This window comes from Streptomyces sp. NPDC101110 (genome assembly GCF_044759525.1).
Classification (GTDB): Bacteria; Actinomycetota; Actinomycetes; order Streptomycetales; family Streptomycetaceae; genus Streptomyces.
In genome coordinates this window covers 36,280-51,548 of sequence record NZ_JBIVZM010000011.1, presented here as the reverse complement: position 1 = coordinate 51,548, position 15,269 = coordinate 36,280, and the positions used below count along the sequence as shown (strand labels likewise).

At 72.3% G+C, this 15,269-nt stretch carries 18 protein-coding genes; 7 read left to right on the top strand and 11 right to left on the bottom strand.

Annotation, left to right across the window (positions count from 1 at the left end):
- The first annotated feature begins 29 nt into the window (after nt 1–29).
- Entirely contained in the window at nt 30–1,595 is a 1,566-nt protein-coding gene (lnt, locus tag ACIQU3_RS24765) for an apolipoprotein N-acyltransferase (RefSeq protein WP_403744383.1), read from the top strand.
- Here the strand turns inward: lnt and ACIQU3_RS24760 are convergent.
- Nucleotides 1,519–2,424, bottom strand: coding sequence for a Gfo/Idh/MocA family protein (locus tag ACIQU3_RS24760; RefSeq protein ID WP_403744381.1), 906 nt, complete (start codon nt 2,422–2,424; stop codon nt 1,519–1,521). The genes lnt and ACIQU3_RS24760 overlap by 77 nt on opposite strands.
- A gap of 13 nt (nt 2,425–2,437) precedes the next feature.
- Nucleotides 2,438–3,622: an FAD-dependent oxidoreductase gene (locus ACIQU3_RS24755; protein WP_403744379.1), complete on the bottom strand. Its 1,185-nt coding sequence runs from the start codon at nt 3,620–3,622 to the stop codon at nt 2,438–2,440.
- Between the two features lie 82 nt (nt 3,623–3,704).
- Between ACIQU3_RS24755 and ACIQU3_RS24750 the strand changes: the two genes are divergently transcribed.
- From ACIQU3_RS24750 to ACIQU3_RS24740, 3 genes are all read left to right on the top strand, one after another.
- On the top strand, nt 3,705–4,295 hold the full coding sequence (locus tag ACIQU3_RS24750; RefSeq protein WP_403744377.1) for a TetR/AcrR family transcriptional regulator: 591 nt from the start codon (nt 3,705–3,707) through the stop codon (nt 4,293–4,295).
- A 43-nt stretch (nt 4,296–4,338) separates the two neighbouring features.
- The gene (locus ACIQU3_RS24745) at nt 4,339–4,851 is read left to right on the top strand and encodes a DinB family protein (RefSeq protein ID WP_403744375.1); all 513 of its coding nucleotides are present in this window, start codon (nt 4,339–4,341) and stop codon (nt 4,849–4,851) included.
- 420 nt (nt 4,852–5,271) lie between these two features.
- Complete coding sequence (locus tag ACIQU3_RS24740; RefSeq protein ID WP_403744373.1) at nt 5,272–5,634, top strand: hypothetical protein; 363 nt, start codon at nt 5,272–5,274, stop codon at nt 5,632–5,634.
- 9 nt (nt 5,635–5,643) lie between these two features.
- Here the strand turns inward: ACIQU3_RS24740 and ACIQU3_RS24735 are convergent, their stop codons facing one another.
- The 5 genes from ACIQU3_RS24735 to fabG all read right to left on the bottom strand — a co-directional run bounded on the left by ACIQU3_RS24735 (nt 5,644) and on the right by fabG (nt 10,470).
- The gene (locus ACIQU3_RS24735) at nt 5,644–6,147 is read right to left on the bottom strand and encodes a hypothetical protein (RefSeq protein WP_403744371.1); all 504 of its coding nucleotides are present in this window, start codon (nt 6,145–6,147) and stop codon (nt 5,644–5,646) included.
- Nucleotides 6,148–6,373: 226 nt separating this feature from the next.
- Entirely contained in the window at nt 6,374–7,057 is a 684-nt protein-coding gene (locus tag ACIQU3_RS24730) for a uracil-DNA glycosylase (RefSeq protein WP_403744368.1), read from the bottom strand.
- 93 nt (nt 7,058–7,150) lie between these two features.
- Nucleotides 7,151–8,737, bottom strand: coding sequence for an ABC transporter substrate-binding protein (locus tag ACIQU3_RS24725; protein WP_403927780.1), 1,587 nt, complete (start codon nt 8,735–8,737; stop codon nt 7,151–7,153).
- A gap of 200 nt (nt 8,738–8,937) precedes the next feature.
- A complete protein-coding gene (locus tag ACIQU3_RS24720; RefSeq protein WP_403744363.1) occupies nt 8,938–9,696 on the bottom strand; it encodes an SDR family oxidoreductase in 759 nt (252 codons plus the stop codon).
- Between the two features lie 12 nt (nt 9,697–9,708).
- A complete protein-coding gene (gene fabG / locus ACIQU3_RS24715) occupies nt 9,709–10,470 on the bottom strand; it encodes a 3-oxoacyl-ACP reductase FabG (protein WP_020270157.1) in 762 nt (253 codons plus the stop codon).
- A gap of 229 nt (nt 10,471–10,699) precedes the next feature.
- On the opposite strand from fabG, the gene ACIQU3_RS24710 reads away from it, so the two are divergent.
- On the top strand, nt 10,700–11,182 hold the full coding sequence (locus tag ACIQU3_RS24710; protein WP_403744358.1) for an excalibur calcium-binding protein: 483 nt from the start codon (nt 10,700–10,702) through the stop codon (nt 11,180–11,182).
- A gap of 32 nt (nt 11,183–11,214) precedes the next feature.
- Here the strand turns inward: ACIQU3_RS24710 and ACIQU3_RS24705 are convergent, their stop codons facing one another.
- Both ACIQU3_RS24705 and ACIQU3_RS24700 read right to left on the bottom strand, forming a co-directional pair.
- Nucleotides 11,215–11,628 carry a DUF3037 domain-containing protein gene (locus ACIQU3_RS24705; RefSeq protein ID WP_403744357.1) on the bottom strand — a complete coding sequence of 138 codons (414 nt, stop codon included), beginning with the start codon at nt 11,626–11,628 and terminating at the stop codon, nt 11,215–11,217.
- Nucleotides 11,625–12,380 (bottom strand): HipA family kinase, encoded by a 756-nt coding sequence (locus ACIQU3_RS24700; protein ID WP_403744355.1) that lies wholly within the window; start codon nt 12,378–12,380, stop codon nt 11,625–11,627. Before ACIQU3_RS24700 ends, ACIQU3_RS24705 begins: the two co-directional genes overlap by 4 nt.
- A gap of 198 nt (nt 12,381–12,578) precedes the next feature.
- On the opposite strand from ACIQU3_RS24700, the gene ACIQU3_RS24695 reads away from it, so the two are divergent.
- On the top strand, nt 12,579–13,067 hold the full coding sequence (locus tag ACIQU3_RS24695; RefSeq protein ID WP_403927777.1) for a Rieske (2Fe-2S) protein: 489 nt from the start codon (nt 12,579–12,581) through the stop codon (nt 13,065–13,067).
- On the opposite strand, the gene ACIQU3_RS24690 is transcribed toward ACIQU3_RS24695, so the two are convergent.
- Nucleotides 13,054–13,704: a cysteine hydrolase gene (locus ACIQU3_RS24690; protein ID WP_403927775.1), complete on the bottom strand. Its 651-nt coding sequence runs from the start codon at nt 13,702–13,704 to the stop codon at nt 13,054–13,056. The genes ACIQU3_RS24695 and ACIQU3_RS24690 overlap by 14 nt on opposite strands.
- 134 nt (nt 13,705–13,838) lie before the next feature.
- On the opposite strand from ACIQU3_RS24690, the gene ACIQU3_RS24685 reads away from it, so the two are divergent.
- Nucleotides 13,839–14,309 carry a pyridoxamine 5'-phosphate oxidase family protein gene (locus ACIQU3_RS24685; protein WP_403744349.1) on the top strand — a complete coding sequence of 157 codons (471 nt, stop codon included), beginning with the start codon at nt 13,839–13,841 and terminating at the stop codon, nt 14,307–14,309.
- Between the two features lie 15 nt (nt 14,310–14,324).
- On the opposite strand, the gene ACIQU3_RS24680 is transcribed toward ACIQU3_RS24685, so the two are convergent.
- Nucleotides 14,325–15,227, bottom strand: coding sequence for a LysR family transcriptional regulator (locus tag ACIQU3_RS24680; protein WP_403744347.1), 903 nt, complete (start codon nt 15,225–15,227; stop codon nt 14,325–14,327).
- Nucleotides 15,228–15,269 lie beyond the last annotated feature (42 nt).

Sequence of the window (15,269 nt, the reverse complement as noted above, 5' to 3'; positions counted from 1 at the left end):
TGGAGGCACCCGCGGGGTAGGAGGCGCCTATGAAGACGCTCGGCCACTGGCTCGCCTCCCCGTGGCGCCGCTCGGCCGCCGCGGCGGCCGCGGGTGCCCTCCCCGTCCTCGCGTTCCCCGCGCCGTCGCTGTGGTGGTGCGCCTACGTAGCCCTGGTCCCCTGGCTCCTGCTGCTGCGCACCGCGCCGACCGGGAAGCGGGCCGCCTACGACGGCTGGTGCGGTGGCTTCGGCTTCATGCTGGCCATGCACCACTGGCTGCTGCCGAGCCTGAACGTGTTCACGTTCGTCATCGCCGCCCTCCTCGGCGCCCTGTGGGCCCCCTGGGGCTGGCTGGTGCGCCGTCTGCTGGGCGGACTCCCCTCACGACGTGACGTGGCCGTGGCGCTGCTGGTGCTGCCCTCGGGCTGGCTGGCCGTCGAACTGATCCGCTCCTGGCAGGGACTGGGCGGCCCCTGGGGCATGCTCGGCAGCAGCCAGTGGCAGGCCGGACCCGCACTTCGGCTCGCCTCGGTCGGCGGGGTGTGGCTGCTCAGTTACCTGCTGGTGACCGTCAACGTGGCGGTCGCCGTCCTGGTCGCGCTGCGCACGGCGCGGGTGCCCGCCTTGGCAGGCCTGGTCGCCACGGCCGCGGCCACCTCCGCCGCCTGGGCGTTCTCGCCCCGCCCCGCCGTCGACGGCCAGGTCAGGATCGCGGTCGTGCAGCCGGGTGTCATCGTCGGCCCCGACAGCCGGTTCGACCGCGAGGAGCAGCTCACCCGCCGGCTCGCCGGGCAGGACGTCGACCTGATCGTCTGGGGCGAGAGCAGTGTGGGCTTCGACCTCGGCGACCGGCCCGACCTCGCCCGGCGGCTCGCGGCCCTCTCCCGTGCGACGGGCGCGGACATCCTGGTCAACGTGGACGCCCGGCGCTCCGACAAACCCGGCATCTACAAGAGTTCGGTCCTGGTCGGGCCCGACGGCCTCACCGGCGAGCGCTACGACAAGATGCGGCTCGTACCGTTCGGCGAGTACATCCCGGCGCGCTCCCTGCTCGGCTGGGCCACCTCGGTCGGCAAGGCCGCGGGCGAGGACCGCAGGCGCGGCTCGCAGCCGATCGTGATGAACGTCGGGCACGAGCTGCGCGTCGGCCCGCTGGTGTGCTTCGAGACCGCCTTCCCGGACATGACACGCCACCTCACCCGGGAGGGCGTCGACGTACTGATCGGCCAGTCGTCGACGTCCACCTTCCAGCACAGCTGGGCACCCGAGCAGCACGCCTCGCTCGCCGCGCTGCGGGCCGCCGAGACCGGCCGCCCCATGGTGCACTCGACCCTGACGGGTGTGTCCGCCGTCTACGGCCCGGACGGACAGCGCGCCGGATCGTGGCTCGGCACGGACGCCTCCACCGCGCGAGTCTACGACATCCCCCTCGCCCACGGCACCACGTTCTACGTCCGCCACGGCGACTGGACGGTGCACGCGGCGATGCTGATCCTCGCCCTGTGGGCCGCCGGCGAGGGCGCGCGGACCATGCGGATCAGGCGGTCTGATCCTGAACCGCACGTACCACCCGCTCGCACAGTTCATGGGTCTCCAGCGCGTCCCGGGCGCTGAGCACCCGGCCCGCCCGGACCGCGTCGAGGAACGCGAGCACCGCCTGTTCGATCCCGCGCTGCCGGGCCACCGGCACCCAGTCGCCGCGCCGCCGCACGGTCGGCTGGCCCTTGTGGTCGACGACCTCGGCGAGGTTGACCACCTGCCGCTTGGTGTCCTGCCCGGACACCTCGAGGATCTCCTCGGCGGAACCGCTGAGCCGGTTCATCAGGCCGAGCGCGGTGAAGCCGTCCCCGGCGAGCTGGAGCACCAGGTGGTGCAGCAGCCCGTCGCGGACCCGGGCGCGCACGGTCACGTCGTCGATCTCGCCGGGCGCGAGGAAGCGCAGGGTGTCGACGACGTGGATGAAGTCGTCGAGGATCATCGCGCGGGCCTCCTCCGGCAGCCCGATGCGGTTCTTCTGCATGAGGATCAGCTCGCGCGGATGGTCGGCGCACTGGGTGTAGCCGGGGGCGAAGCGCCGGTTGAACCCGACGGCGAGGCTCACGTCCCGCTCCTCGGCGAGCGCCACCAGCCGCGCGGAGTCCTCGAGCTCGTAGGCGAGCGGCTTGTCGACGTACGTCGGGACGCCCGCCTCCAGCAGCCGGGTCACGATCTCCGGGTGCACGAGCGTGGGCGCGTGCACGAAGGCCGCGTCGAGGTCCGCCGCGAGCAGTGAGTCGAGGGTGGTGTGCCGGCGCTCCGGCGGGATGTGCAGGCCCTCGGCGACCCGGTCGAGCGTGGCGGGCGTACGGGTCTGCACGTGCAGTTCGACGCCGGGCTGGAAGGCGAGGACCGGGAGGTAGGCCTTCTGCGCGATGTCGCCGAGTCCGATGCAGCCGACCTTCACGGGGTGATCTCCTCTAACGGTTGCCTGCCGGGGTCTGCCCGGAAGCATACGGCCGCTGCGGGGGCGCCCAGTCGGCGATGCCGTCGAAACTGCGCAGGAAGAGAGCGGGTCCGGCCTTCGACAGCGCGGCGAAGGCCGTGTCGCGCACGGCGATGCCGGCCCGGCTGCTCATGAGGCTGAGCCGGGCCGCCCGCACGGCCTGGCGTGCGATCGCGGTCGTACGCGGCCGCCGCGCGGCGGTGTAGGCGGCGAGGTCGCCACAGTGGTGGGCGAGCACGACGGCGTCCTCGATCGCCTGGTTGCCGCCCTGGCCGAGGCTCGGGGGCATGGCGTGCGCGGCGTCGCCGAGCAGGGCGGCCCGGCCCCGGTGGTAGGCGGGAAGAGGTTCGGCGATGTGGTGGACGTCGTGCCGCAGGACGTCTTCGGGCCGGGCGGCGGCGAGCACGGCGGGGATCGGGTCGTGCCAGTCGCCGAAGCGGCGCAGCAACTCGGACTTCTCGTCGTCGGGCGCCCGGCCTCCGGCGGGGGTCAGGGCGGCGCCGTAGGCGTAGACGCGTCCGTCCTTCAGCGGGTGGGTGCCCCAGAGGCGGCCCGGGCCCCAGGTCTCGTGCGAGGCGAAGCGGGCACCGGGGACGGGGATCATGACCCGCCAGGTGGTGAATCCGGAGTAGACGGGCCCCGGATGGCCGGGGAAGAGCGCCCCGCGCACGGCGGACCGGACGCCGTCCGCGCCGACCACCAGGTCCGCTTCGAGTGCGCCGTCCGAGGTCGTGACGCGGGCCGCCCGGCCGGGTCCGCCGCTGTCCGTGAGAGCCGCGGCGGCGTCCGTGCGGACGGCGTCCTTCGGGAGGAGGGCGGCGAGACGCTCGATCAGGGTGGCGCGGGGCAGCAGGACGAGCGGGCCGCCGAAGCGCCGGGCGGCGGCCGCGGCGGAGGAGCGGGAGACCCACCGCCCGCTCGGGGCGCGCAGGCCACCGTCCCCCGACCAGGCGGCGAGGTCGCGGATCTCGTCGCCGAGGCCGATGACGTCCAGCGCGCGCAGGGAGTTGGGCGCGAGGGAGATCGCGGCGCCGGCCGGCTCCAGCGAGCGGGCCCGCTCCAGCACGGTGACCCGCAGGCCGCGCCGGTGCAGGGCGACCGCGGCCGTGAGGCCTGCTATCCCGCCGCCGATCACCACGGCGTGCCCGGGCTGTGCCATGGCTCCTCCTCGAAGCGGACTACATCTGTAGTGACACGGTCGACGTTACTACAGATGTAGTCAGGCGGGTAGCGTGAGCCCCATGTCCGTTCGCACCGCCGGTCCCGCCCGCGCCGACCTCGTCGCCGACACCGCCCTCGCCCTGCTCGCCGAGCGCGGCATGCGCGGCCTCACCCACCGGGCGGTCGACGAGGCGGCCGGGCTCCCCCAGGGCTCCACCTCCAACCTCGCGCGGACCCGGCAGGCCCTGCTGGAGCTGGCGGTGCGGCGTCTGGCCGACCGTGAGGCGCGGGTGCTGGCCCTGCACGAGATGCCGGACCCGGCGGCGGGCACCGGCTCACTGGCCGACGCGCTGGCGCTCGCGGCCCACCGGGCGCTGACGCACCACCGCGCGCTCACCCTCGCCCGGTACGAGCTGGCCCTGGAGGCGACGCGCCGCCCCGAGCTGCGGGCCTTCTTCGACGCCACCGGCGCCCGCTTCCGGGACCAGCTGACCACCCTCGTCACCGGCATGGGCTCGACGGACCCGGCCCGGCACACCCTGTCGCTGATCGCCTGGGCGGACGGGCTGATGTTCAGCTGCGTGGCGGGGTCGTTCGGTGCCCGGGTGCCGAGCCTGGAGGAGGTGCGGGCCGGCCTGCGGGAACTCCTGGAAGGGATGCTCGGGGGCTGAAAATCTTGTGGTGCGGCCGGGGAGGCTCGGAAAGGATGCGTCCATGACGAACGAACGCCGGGAACCCGCCACCACCGCCGACGAGCGCACCATGCTGGAGGGCTGGCTGGACTACCACCGCCAGACCCTTGCCTGGAAGTGCGAGGGTCTGACCGACGCCCAGCTCCGCACCGCCGCGGTGGAACCGTCCGGGCTGAGCCTGATGGGACTGGTGCGGCACATGGCGGAGGTCGAGCGGGGCTGGTTCCGCAAGGTGCTCACGGCCGAGGACGCCGGCCCGATCTACTACACCGAGGAGGACCCGGACGGCGAGTTCCATCTCTCCGAGTCCGACACCTGGGAGGAGGCGTACGCCACCTGGCAGGCCGAGATCGAGACGGCCCAGCGCAACGCGGCCCGCTTCGGCCTGGACGACATCACCGAGGGCAAGCACCGGCGCACCGGTGAGCGGTTCAACCTGCGCTGGCTCTACACCCACATGATCGAGGAGTACGCGCGGCACAACGGCCACGCCGACCTGATCCGCGAGCGGATCGACGGCACGACCGGCGACTGACCCGCGGCTGCCACGGACGGCACCGTCGTCGCAGGTATCAAGCGTTGCGCGGGCCACCGCTGTCGCACGCGTCAAGCGTTGCGCGCGTCGCCGCCGTGGCGTCGCGCTCGTCACGCCCCCGCACCTCACCGCCGCCACGCCTCACCACACGTCACCCCCGTCACACGAGAGCCCTCCGTACGGGGCGGGAGATCACCCGTGCGGAGCAACTCCCGCCTGTCCGCCGCCCCACGGAGGGCCCGACGCACCAGAGTTGCGCGGGTGCATCGAACCACGACCACAGCGACGCTCCTGGTGACCGTGGCGGTCTCGGCCCTCTCCGGTTGTACGACAGTCGCGCAACCCCCCGCACCGGGGCCCGCGTCGGCACCCTCCCGGCTGTCGGCGCCGGAACCGGATGGTGCGGCGGAGACCCCGGTCGTGCAGCCACCGGCCCGGGAGGCCCTGCTGCTCATCGAAGAGGAGCCCCGTCGGCCGGAGCCGGCCCTGCCGGCGACCCGCCCGGCCGCTCCTGCGGCGGCCCCGCGGCAGCACGCGGCGCAGCCGCCCGGGCAGCGCCAGGTCCGTCCGCGCCCGGCGCGTCCGGAACGCGCCGAGCCCGCACCGCGCGGCCCTCAGCGGTCGCACGACGTCGTCCCCGACTGGTCGGAGTCGATGCGCAAGGACGTCGTGAAGCGCGTGCCGAAGAGCCAAGCGGACGTGTGCGCGCTGGGCAGGCGCTACGGGGGGTGGCGGGCGGACAGCCCGGAGGCCACGGCCTGCCGCGAGGCCTACGGGCGTTGACCGGCCGCGTCAGGGACGCTGCCGGGGCGGCGGCGGCCACGTCCCCGAGCCGCCCTCCCCCAGCCGCGACTCCAGCCGAGCGATGGCCGCCCACACGCCCGTGCCGTACCCGTCGTCGGCGAGGGCGAAAGCCGATTCCCGGGCCCGCCGCAGGTGCGCGCGGGCGGCGTCGTCCCGACCGAGGCGGACGTAGTCGTCGGCCAGGTTCAGGTGCAGGGAGGGGTAGAGCGCGGCCACCGCGGTGAGCGCGCGGGCCTCCTGTCTGGCCTCCTCGGCGGCCGTCAGCGCCCGTAGGTCCCAGGCCAGTTCGTCCGCCGGGTCGTCCTGGGTGTCGGCGAGGTAGTGGGCGAGGGTGCAGCGGTGCAGCACGTCGCCGTGCTCGCCGATCTCCGCCCACAGGCCGAGGAGCCGGGTCCGGGCCTCCTCCCGGTCCCCCGCGTGGTGCAGCATGACCACCTGCCCGATCCGGGTCAGCACGGCATCGGGCGCCGCCTGCTCCTGTCGCTCCGCCACGACGCCCTCCGCGCACTCGCCGGCTGTTCCCGCCGACGCTAACCGCAGGCGGGGACGATCCGGCTCAGGCGGCTCCGAACACCACCTTGGCCGTCATGGCACGGGCCACGCCACCGGACCCGTCCGGCCTGGCCCACGCCACCGGAGACCACCGGAACGGTCACGGCTCGACCCGCGCCACCGGACACCACCGGGCCCGTCCCCGCACGCACGCGACCGGCAGGCCTCAGCCCAGGTTCGGGATCGTCCAGTCGATCGGTGTGTGGCCCTGCGCCGCCACGGCCTCGTTGATCTGCGTGAAGGGGCGCGAGCCGAAGAACTTCTTCGCCGACAGCGGCGAGGGATGCGCACCCTTGACCACGACGTGCCGGGACTCGTCGATCAGTGGGAGCTTCTTCTGCGCGTAGTTGCCCCACAGCACGAAGACCGCCGGGTCGGGGCGCTCGGCAACGGCCCGGATCACCGCGTCGGTGAACTTCTCCCAGCCCCGGCCCTTGTGCGAGTTGGCCTCGCCGCCACGGACCGTGAGGACCGCGTTGAGCAGCAGCACGCCCTGCTCGGCCCACGGCATCAGGTAGCCGTTGTCCGGGATCGGCGTGCCCAGCTCCTGCTGCATCTCCTTGTAGATGTTGCGCAGGGACGGCGGCACCCGCACCCCCGGCCGGACCGAGAAGCACAGTCCGTGCCCCTGTCCCTCGCCGTGGTACGGGTCCTGACCGAGGATCAGGACCTTGACCCCCTCGTAAGGCGTGGCGTCCAGCGCGGCGAAGACCTCCTCGCGCGGCGGGTAGACGGGACCCTTCGCCCGCTCCTCCTCGACGAACTCCGTCAGCTCCTTGAACCAGGGCTGCTGCAGTTCGTCGCCCAGAACCCCGCGCCAGGACTCGGGCAGCATGGCGATGTCGGTCACGTCAACGTCCTCACGATGTGCGGTCACTTACAGGCCACAGAACCTACAGGCGACCACTGACAACGCGCCCGGGAAGGCCCGGTGCCGGACCGCCTACCAGGCGGTCTTGCGGTGCAGCTCCCACATCATCATGATCGTCGACGGGTCCATGGCCCGCTCCGCGCCCGAGATGTCCCGGCTGGCCGCCACGTACTGCCGGCCCTGCCACAGCGGCAGCAGCCGCGCGTCGTCCACGAGGATCTGCTGGGCCTCCTCGAACTCCTTCACCACGTTCGCGCGGTCGCTCTCCCGGCGCGAGCGGGGCAGCAGGTCACCGGTGATCTCGGGCGCCGGGTAGGGCGTGCCCAGGGCGTTCTGGTCGCCGACGAACGGCGCGATGAAGTTCTCCGCGTCCGGGAAGTCGGGGAACCAGCCACGTCCGAAGACCGGGTACTCGCCCTTCTGGTAGCCCTCGACGTACGTCTTCCAGGGCCGGCTCTTCAGGTTGATCGTGAACAGCTCGGAGGCCTCCAGCTGGCGCTTCAGCTCCTTGAACTCGCCGGCGGTCTCGGAGCCGTAGCGGTCGCTGGTGTACCAGAGGGTGAGCGGGACGCGCTGATTGATGCCCGCCTCGGTGAGGATCTTGCGGGCCTTGGCGATGTCGGGGTCGCCGTAGTCGTCGAAGAAGCCCGTGGTGTGGCCCGTGAGTCCCTTGGGGACCATGGAGTACAGCGGGTCGACGGTGTCCTTGTAGACCTTGTGGGCGATCGCCGCCCGGTCGACGACCTGCGCGACGGCCTGGCGCACGGCTTTCTTGTTCGCCCAGGAGTCCTTCGGGTTGAACACCAGGTAGTTGATGTCGGTGCCGGTGCCCTCGACGAGCTGGATCTCCTCGTCCTTGGAGGACTTGCCCTGGAGTTCGACCACGTCACCTGCCGCCAGACCGCGGTAGGTCACGTCGATGTCCTTGTCCCGCAGTGCCTTCACCATGGTGGCGGAGTCCTGGAAGTAGCGGACGGTCACCGCGTCGTTCCGGCGCTCCGCGTAGCCCTTGTAGGCGTCGTTGCGGACGAGGACGGCCTCCTTGCCCTCGGCGTACGAGTCGAGGGTGTACGGCCCCGACCCGACCGCGTCGTCGCCCTTGCGCAGGCTGTCGTCCGGGTAGGCGTCCGGGGACACGATCGACATGGCGGGGGTGGCGAGCACGAACGGGAAGGTCGAGTCGGGCTTGTTGAGGTGGAAGACCACCTCGCGGGCGTTCGGCGCCTGGACCCGCTCGAGGCTGCCCAGCAGACCGGCGGGCCCGCCGTTGACGTTGATCTTGCGGATCCGGTCGAACGAGTACTTCACCGCCCGGGCGTCGAGCGCGTCCCCGTTGGAGAACGTCAGGCCCTCGCGCAGCTCACAGCGGTAGACCTGGTTCGAGGAGTCGCTGAAGCCGCACTTCTCGGCGGCGTCCGGCTGGGGCGTGCTCGCGCCCGTCGGGTAGCTCAGCAGCGTCTGGTAGATGTTGCGGAAGAGCTCCCAGGAGCTGTCCCAGGACGCGGCAGGGTCGAGTGTGCTGGGCGAACTGGTGGTGCCCACGACGATCGGCCCCTCGTCCTCCGGGGTGTCGGACGACAGCACGCCGCATCCGGCGAGCAGGGACGATATGGACGCGATGGCCGCCACCTGCCGCAGGCACCGGTTCCGGTTGAACACGCGCACGCTCCTCGATCTGCCATACCAAGGGTCGGCAGACCATACCGCAGTGCCGCGCCCCCTGACCCTCCCCGTCCATGACAGCTTGATCACTAAACCTTTGACGACGTTGTCATCGCACTTTGCGGAGCTTTTGCCCGCCGGAACGGGCGCCGCTCGTGCCGGCGGGCGCCCGTTCCGGTCCGGGTGCGCGGTCCTCGTCAGCCGGTTCCGGCGTTGAGGAAGATGCCGCCGTCGACGACGAGTGTCTGGCCGGTGACCCAGTCGGACTGCTCGGAGGTGAGGAACGCGGCCGCGCCCCCGATGTCGGAGGGCACACCGAGCCGGCCCAGCGGGTAGGCCGCCGCGGCCTCCTCCTCCCGGCCCTCGTACAGGGCCTGGGCGAACTTGGTCTTCACCACGGCGGGGGCGATCGCGTTGACCCGCACCCTGGGCGCGAACTCGTGCGCGAGCTGCACGGTCAGGTTGATCATCGCCGCCTTGCTGATGCCGTAGGCGCCGATGAACGGCGACGGCGACAGGCCCGCGACGGAGGCGATGTTGACGATCGCGCCGCCGTTGTCCTTCTGCCAGGCGTGCCAGGTCCGCTGGGCGAAGCCGAGCGCCGAGACGACGTTGGTCTCGAACACCTTGCGGGCGACGTTCAGGTCCAGGTCGGCGATCGGCCCGAACACGGGGTTCGTGCCCGCGTTGTTGACCAGGTAGTCGACGCGGCCGAAGGCCTCCATCGTGCGCTCGACGGCGACGGCCTGGTGGGCCTCGTCGTGCGCCTTGCCCGCGACGTAGACCGCGCGGTCGGCGCCGAGCTGCTCGACGGCCTCCTTGAGGGCGTCCTCGTTGCGGCCGGTGATGCACACGCGGTCGCCGCGCGCGACCAGGGCCTCGGCGACGCCGTAGCCGATGCCGCGGCTGGCGCCCGTGACCAGGGCGACCTTGCCGGAGAGTTCCACGGAAGTCATGTCTGTTCGTCCTTAGTCGAGCGGTCCGCCGGCCACGTACAGCACCTGGCCGGAGACGAATCCGGCCGCCTCGCCGGTGAAGAAGGCGATGGCGTTGGCGATGTCCTCCGGCTCACCGACCCGGGCCACCGGGATCTGGGTGGCGGCGGCGGCCTTGAAGTCCTCGAAGCCCATGCCGACGCGGTCGGCGGTGGCCTTGGTCATCTCGGTGGCGATGAAGCCGGGGGCGACGGAGTTGGCGGTGACCCCGAACTTGCCGAGTTCCTTGGCGAGGGTCTTGGTGAAGCCCTGCAGGCCCGCCTTGGCGGCCGAGTAGTTCACCTGGCCGCGGTTGCCGAGCGCGGACGACGACGACAGGTTGACGATCCGGCCGAAGCCCGCGTCCACCATGTGCTTCTGGCATGCCTTGGACATCAGGAAGGCGCCGCGCAGATGCACGTTCATGACGGTGTCCCAGTCGGAGACGCTCATCTTGAACAGCAGGTTGTCGCGCAGCACGCCCGCGTTGTTGACCAGGATCGTCGGGGCGCCGAGCTCCTCGGCGATCCGCGCGACGGCCGCCTCGACCTGCGCCTCGTCGGAGACGTCGCAGCCGACGGCGATGGCCTTGCCGCCGGCGGCGGTGATCTTCTCGACGGTGTCCTTGCAGGCCGCCTCGTCGAGGTCGAGCACGGCGACCGCGCGGCCCTCGGCGGCCAGTCGTACGGCGGTGGCGGCACCGATGCCGCGCGCGGCACCGGTCACGACGGCAACCCGCTGCTCAGTGGTGGACATGACTGCTACTCCTCAGGTGAGCGACCGCTTAGTACCTTCAGTGGGTGTGACGCTAGAAGCCCTGGCACGCGGTGTCAACGGCCGGGGGCGGCATGTGATCCATTACCCGGGCCCGCCCGGTCCTGCGACGTCCCGACACCACTCGATCGGCCCACGGCGGCGCGCCGCCGGGCCCCTCGGTGCCTAGCGTCGAAGCGCGAGCCACCCACGTTCGGAAGGGAGGCGCTCCATGCGCCGTCGCACCGGGGCCCTGGGCGCGCTGTTCGCGGTCGCCGCGATCGTGCCCATGGCCGACCCCGCTCATGCCCGGCAGGACCTGGACTGCCGCGATTTCGCCTTCCAGGAGGACGCGCAGGCCGTCTTCGACGCGGATCGCAGCGATCCGCACAGACTCGACGAGGACGAGGGCCCGGACGACGGCATCGCGTGCGAGGCACTGGCCCACCGCGGCATCATCTCGCCCACCGCTTCGGCCACCGCCTCCCCCACCGCGTCTCCCACCGCTTCACCCACCCGGTCCGCGAGCGCGTCGGCCGGACCCTCCACCCGTCCCTCCGTCAGTCCGTCCAGCAGCCCGTCCGGGGGCGTGCGGGGCGGACTCGGCGGCGCGGTGGCCTCGGGGCCGAGCGACTGGGAGCTGGCGATCGGCCTGAGCTTCGCGGCCGGTGCGGCTCTCGCGGCCGGATACGTGGTGCGGCGCCGCCGGCACTGACGGACGGGTGCTGCCGGACGGCCGGTCGCCCCTCACCTCACCAGCAGGTCCAGCAACCGCCCTGTCTCCGCCGCCGGGTCCGTGGTCAGACCGGTGTGCACCGGGCCGGGCTGGACGATCGTGGAGCGGGGGGCGACCAGCCAGCGGAAGCGGCGGCCGGGGTCGTCGGACGCCGCCTGACCGGCCGCCGATCCGCCCGCGCACAGGCCCTCCACCGCACGCAGGGCGGCGCGCACCCCGGCCACGTCGGCCCGGGGGTCGAGGGCCAGCAGGCGGGCCTCGTCGAGGTGGGTGCGGGCGCCGACGTAGGACTCGGCGCGGCAGTACACCAGGACCCCGGCGTTGATGCACTCGCCCCGTTCGACGCGGGGGACGACGCGCAGGACGGCGTACTCGTAGACGTGACGGTCCCGGGGGCCGCCCTTGATGATGTGCCGGTCGTTCACTTCAGCCCCTGGATGCGGTCGTGGATGACGGCGGCCCGTGCCAGCAGCGGGCGGGCGTAGGCCTGGCGCAGATCGTCCGGCTCGGTGAAGCCGGGCTCGTCCGTGAGCCAGGCGTCCGGGATCTGCGCGGTGACGTCGGCGAGGAGTTCCTCGGTGACCAGGGGCGCCAACGCGGCGGCCGCGGCGGCGACATCGGGGGCGAAGGGCGCCAGCGCGTGGTCGGAGGCGTCGTAGGGACGGGCGGCGGAGGCCTCCACACCGGGCCAGTTGTGGTGCCAGATCATCGTCGCGCCGTGGTCGACGAGCCACAGCTCCCCCCGCCACCTGAGCATGTTGGGATTGCGCCAGGACCGGTCGACGTTGTTGATCAGTGCGTCGAACCAGACCACTCGGCCGGCCTCCTCAGAGCTCACCGGGAAGGCGAGCGGGTCGAAGCCGAGGGCGCCGGAGAGGAAGTCCATGCCGAGGTTGGTGCCGCCGCTGGACCGGAGCAGACTCTGCACCTGCTCGTCCGGTTCTCCCAGCCCCAGTTCCGGGTCGAGTTCGACGGTGACCAGGCGCGGCATCCGCAGCCCGAGACGCCGGGCGAGTTCCCCGCAGACCACTTCGGCGACGAGGGTCTTGCGTCCCTGTCCCGCGCCGGTGAACTTCAGGACGTAGGTGCCGGAGTCGTCGGCCTCGACCAGGCCCGGCAGCGAACCGCCCTCGCGCAGGGGCGCGATGAAGCGGGTCGCGATCACTTCCTTGAGCATCGCCCCAGGTTACTGACGTACCGGACGGCCGTGGCGGCGGCCTCGCGGGTGCGGGCCGGAACCCGACAGCGAACCGACAGCTGCGTTTTACCCGTGTCCTCGCACGAACCGGTCAGGATTTCGGCAGGGTCTGAACAGCCGGTCCGCAAGGGCCGTACCTCTCCGCAGATCACGAATTCCCCCGGAAGGAACGTCAGCATGACCAGCGAATCAGTTCAGCCGACGTCGGGACCGAGCCGCCGCACCGTCGTGGCGGCGGTCGGCGCGGCGGGGCTCACCGTGGCGCTGACGGCGTGCGGTTCGGAGGACAAGGCGTCCGACCCGTCCACCGAACAGGGTGCCGCCGGCGGCGGCGCGACGAACGAGGGGGGTGGCTCGTCCACCGGGGCGGGAGCCGGTGGTGCGGCGCTCGCGAAGACCGCCGACATCCCCGAGGGCGGCGGCAAGATCTTCAAGGACGAGAAGGTCGTGGTGTCGCAGCCGGCCGCGGGCGACTACAAGGCCTTCTCGACGATCTGCACCCACCAGAAGTGTCCGATGGTGGACCTGAAGGACGACGTCATCTCCTGTGCCTGCCACGGCAGTCAGTTCTCCGTCCTCGACGGCAGTGTGAAGAAGGGCCCGGCGGTGGAACCGCTGGAGGCGAAGAAGATCAGTGTGAAGGGCGACTCCATCACACTGGCCTGACGCCGCGCGCCCGCTCCAGGCAGGCCAGTACCTCGTCCGTGGTCGCGACCGTGGCGACCAACGCGAGGGTGTGGCGGATCATCGCGGGGGTGTAGTCGGCGGGCACTCCCGCGATGGCGTCCGCCGGGACGACGACGCTGTAGCCGTGGTTCACGGCGTCGAACACGGCGTTGGGCACGGCCACGTTGGCGGAGACGCCGGTGACGATCAGCGTGCGGCAGCCGAGGTTGCGCAGCAGCGGGTCGACGTCGGTGCCGTGCAGGGGCGACAGCCCGTGCAGACGCCGGACGACGAGGTCCTCATCGGCGACCTCGATGGGGGTGGCCACCCGCACCGCGGGCGTGCCGGTCAGCTGCTGGACGGGCAGGCGGGCGGCGGCGCGGAAGAGGCGGGCGTTGCGACTGGCGCCGCGGCCGTCGGGGCGGCGCTCGGCGACGGCGTGGACGACCTGGACGCCGCAGTCGTGGGCGGCGGCCACCAGCCGGGCGACGTTGACGAGGGCGCCGCCGGCGCGTGCCTGTGCGGCGAGTTCGGGCAGGGCGCTGTCCGCCCCGACGACGCCCTCCTGGCATTCCACGGTGAGCAGCACGGTCGTGCGCGGTTCGAGGAGTTCGCGGAGCACTGCGTACGAGGGCACGGTCTTCCCCCTGTCACCGGCGGCCGGGCGGGCGAGCGTAACCACCATTGCGCACGGACGGAAGAGCACTCATCCTTTTCTGACGTGATGTCAGAGGATCTCCTCTGGCACGACGTGGGAGAAAGAGGGGGAGCATGACCGTCACGCAGCAGCGCAGGGGCCGGAAGATCATGATGACGCCGGGCGAGCTGGACGAGTTCCTGACCACGCAGCGCACCTGCCGGGTCGCCACGGTGTCGGCCGACGGTGCGCCGCACGTGAGCACGCTGTGGTTCGCCTGGGACGGCACCTCGATGTGGCTGTACTCGGTCGTGCGCAGCAAGCGCTGGACCGACCTGCGGCGCGATGCGCGGGTGGCGATCGTGGTCGACACCGGCGAGGAGTACGACGAGCTGCGCGGCGCCGAGCTGTCGGGCACCGTCGAGTTCGTGGGCGAGATACCGCGCACGGGTGAGCTGCGCGCCGAACTCGACGTGCCCGAGATGCTGTTCGCGCGGAAGAACTTCGGCCTGGAGGAGATGCCGCACGACGGCCGGCACGCCTGGATCCGGCTGACGCCGCAGAAGATCGTCTCCTGGGACTTCCGGAAGCTGGCCGGACAGTAGCCGCTGACCGGACGCTCAGCCGACGCCCTCCCCCGCCGCCCGCAGGGCCTTCACCGCCGCCCGGATCGACGGACGGCGGTCCGCGTCCGCCCGCCAGACGACGTACACATGCCGGCGGACCCGCTGCCGGAGGGGGACGGTCACGACCCCGTCGGGCACGGGGTGGCGGCCGAGCAGCGGGGCGATGCACACGCCGAGGCCCGCGGCGACCAGCGCGAGCTGGGTGTGGGTCTCGGCGGCGCGATGGCCGACGATCGGCTCGACGCCCTTGGAGCGGAGCGTGAACATCAGCCACTCGTGGCAGAACTCGCCGTCGCCCCAGGTGATCCACTCGTCGTCGGCGAACTCGCCGAGGTCCACCTCGTCGCGCCCCGCGAGCCGGTGATCCACCGGCATGGCGACCTCGGCCGGGTCGTCCAGGATCGACGCCTTGACCAGGCCCTCGGGCAGCGCCATCGGCTTGTTGTACCAGTCGAGCACCACGGCGAGGTCGAGATCGCCGCGCACCACCCCGGCGATGCCGTTCTCCGGTTCCAGTTCGCAGGACCGCAGCCGGAGCGCGGGGTGCTGCTCGCGCAGTGCGGCCAGCGCGCGCGGGAACAGGCCCCGCGCGGCCGTCGGGAACGCCGACAGTCTGAGTTCGCCGACGACCTGCCCGCGCTGCGCCTCCAGGTCGGACTGGGCGAGTTCCACCTGGGACAGGATGCGCGCGGCGTGCTCGGCGAGCAGCCGGCCCGCGTCGGTGAGCCGCACGCCCCGGCCGTTCTTGGCGAGGAGTTGCTGGCCGACCTCGCGCTCCAGCTTGGACAACTGCTGCGAGACGGCGGACGTCGTGATGTGCAGCCCCTCGGCCGCCCCGCTCACCGAGCCGTGCCGGGCGAGGGCGTCGAGGGTGCGCAGGCGCTCCAGGTTCAACATGTAAGCAATGCTACGCAGTATCGAGTGCGAAATCTCGATTGT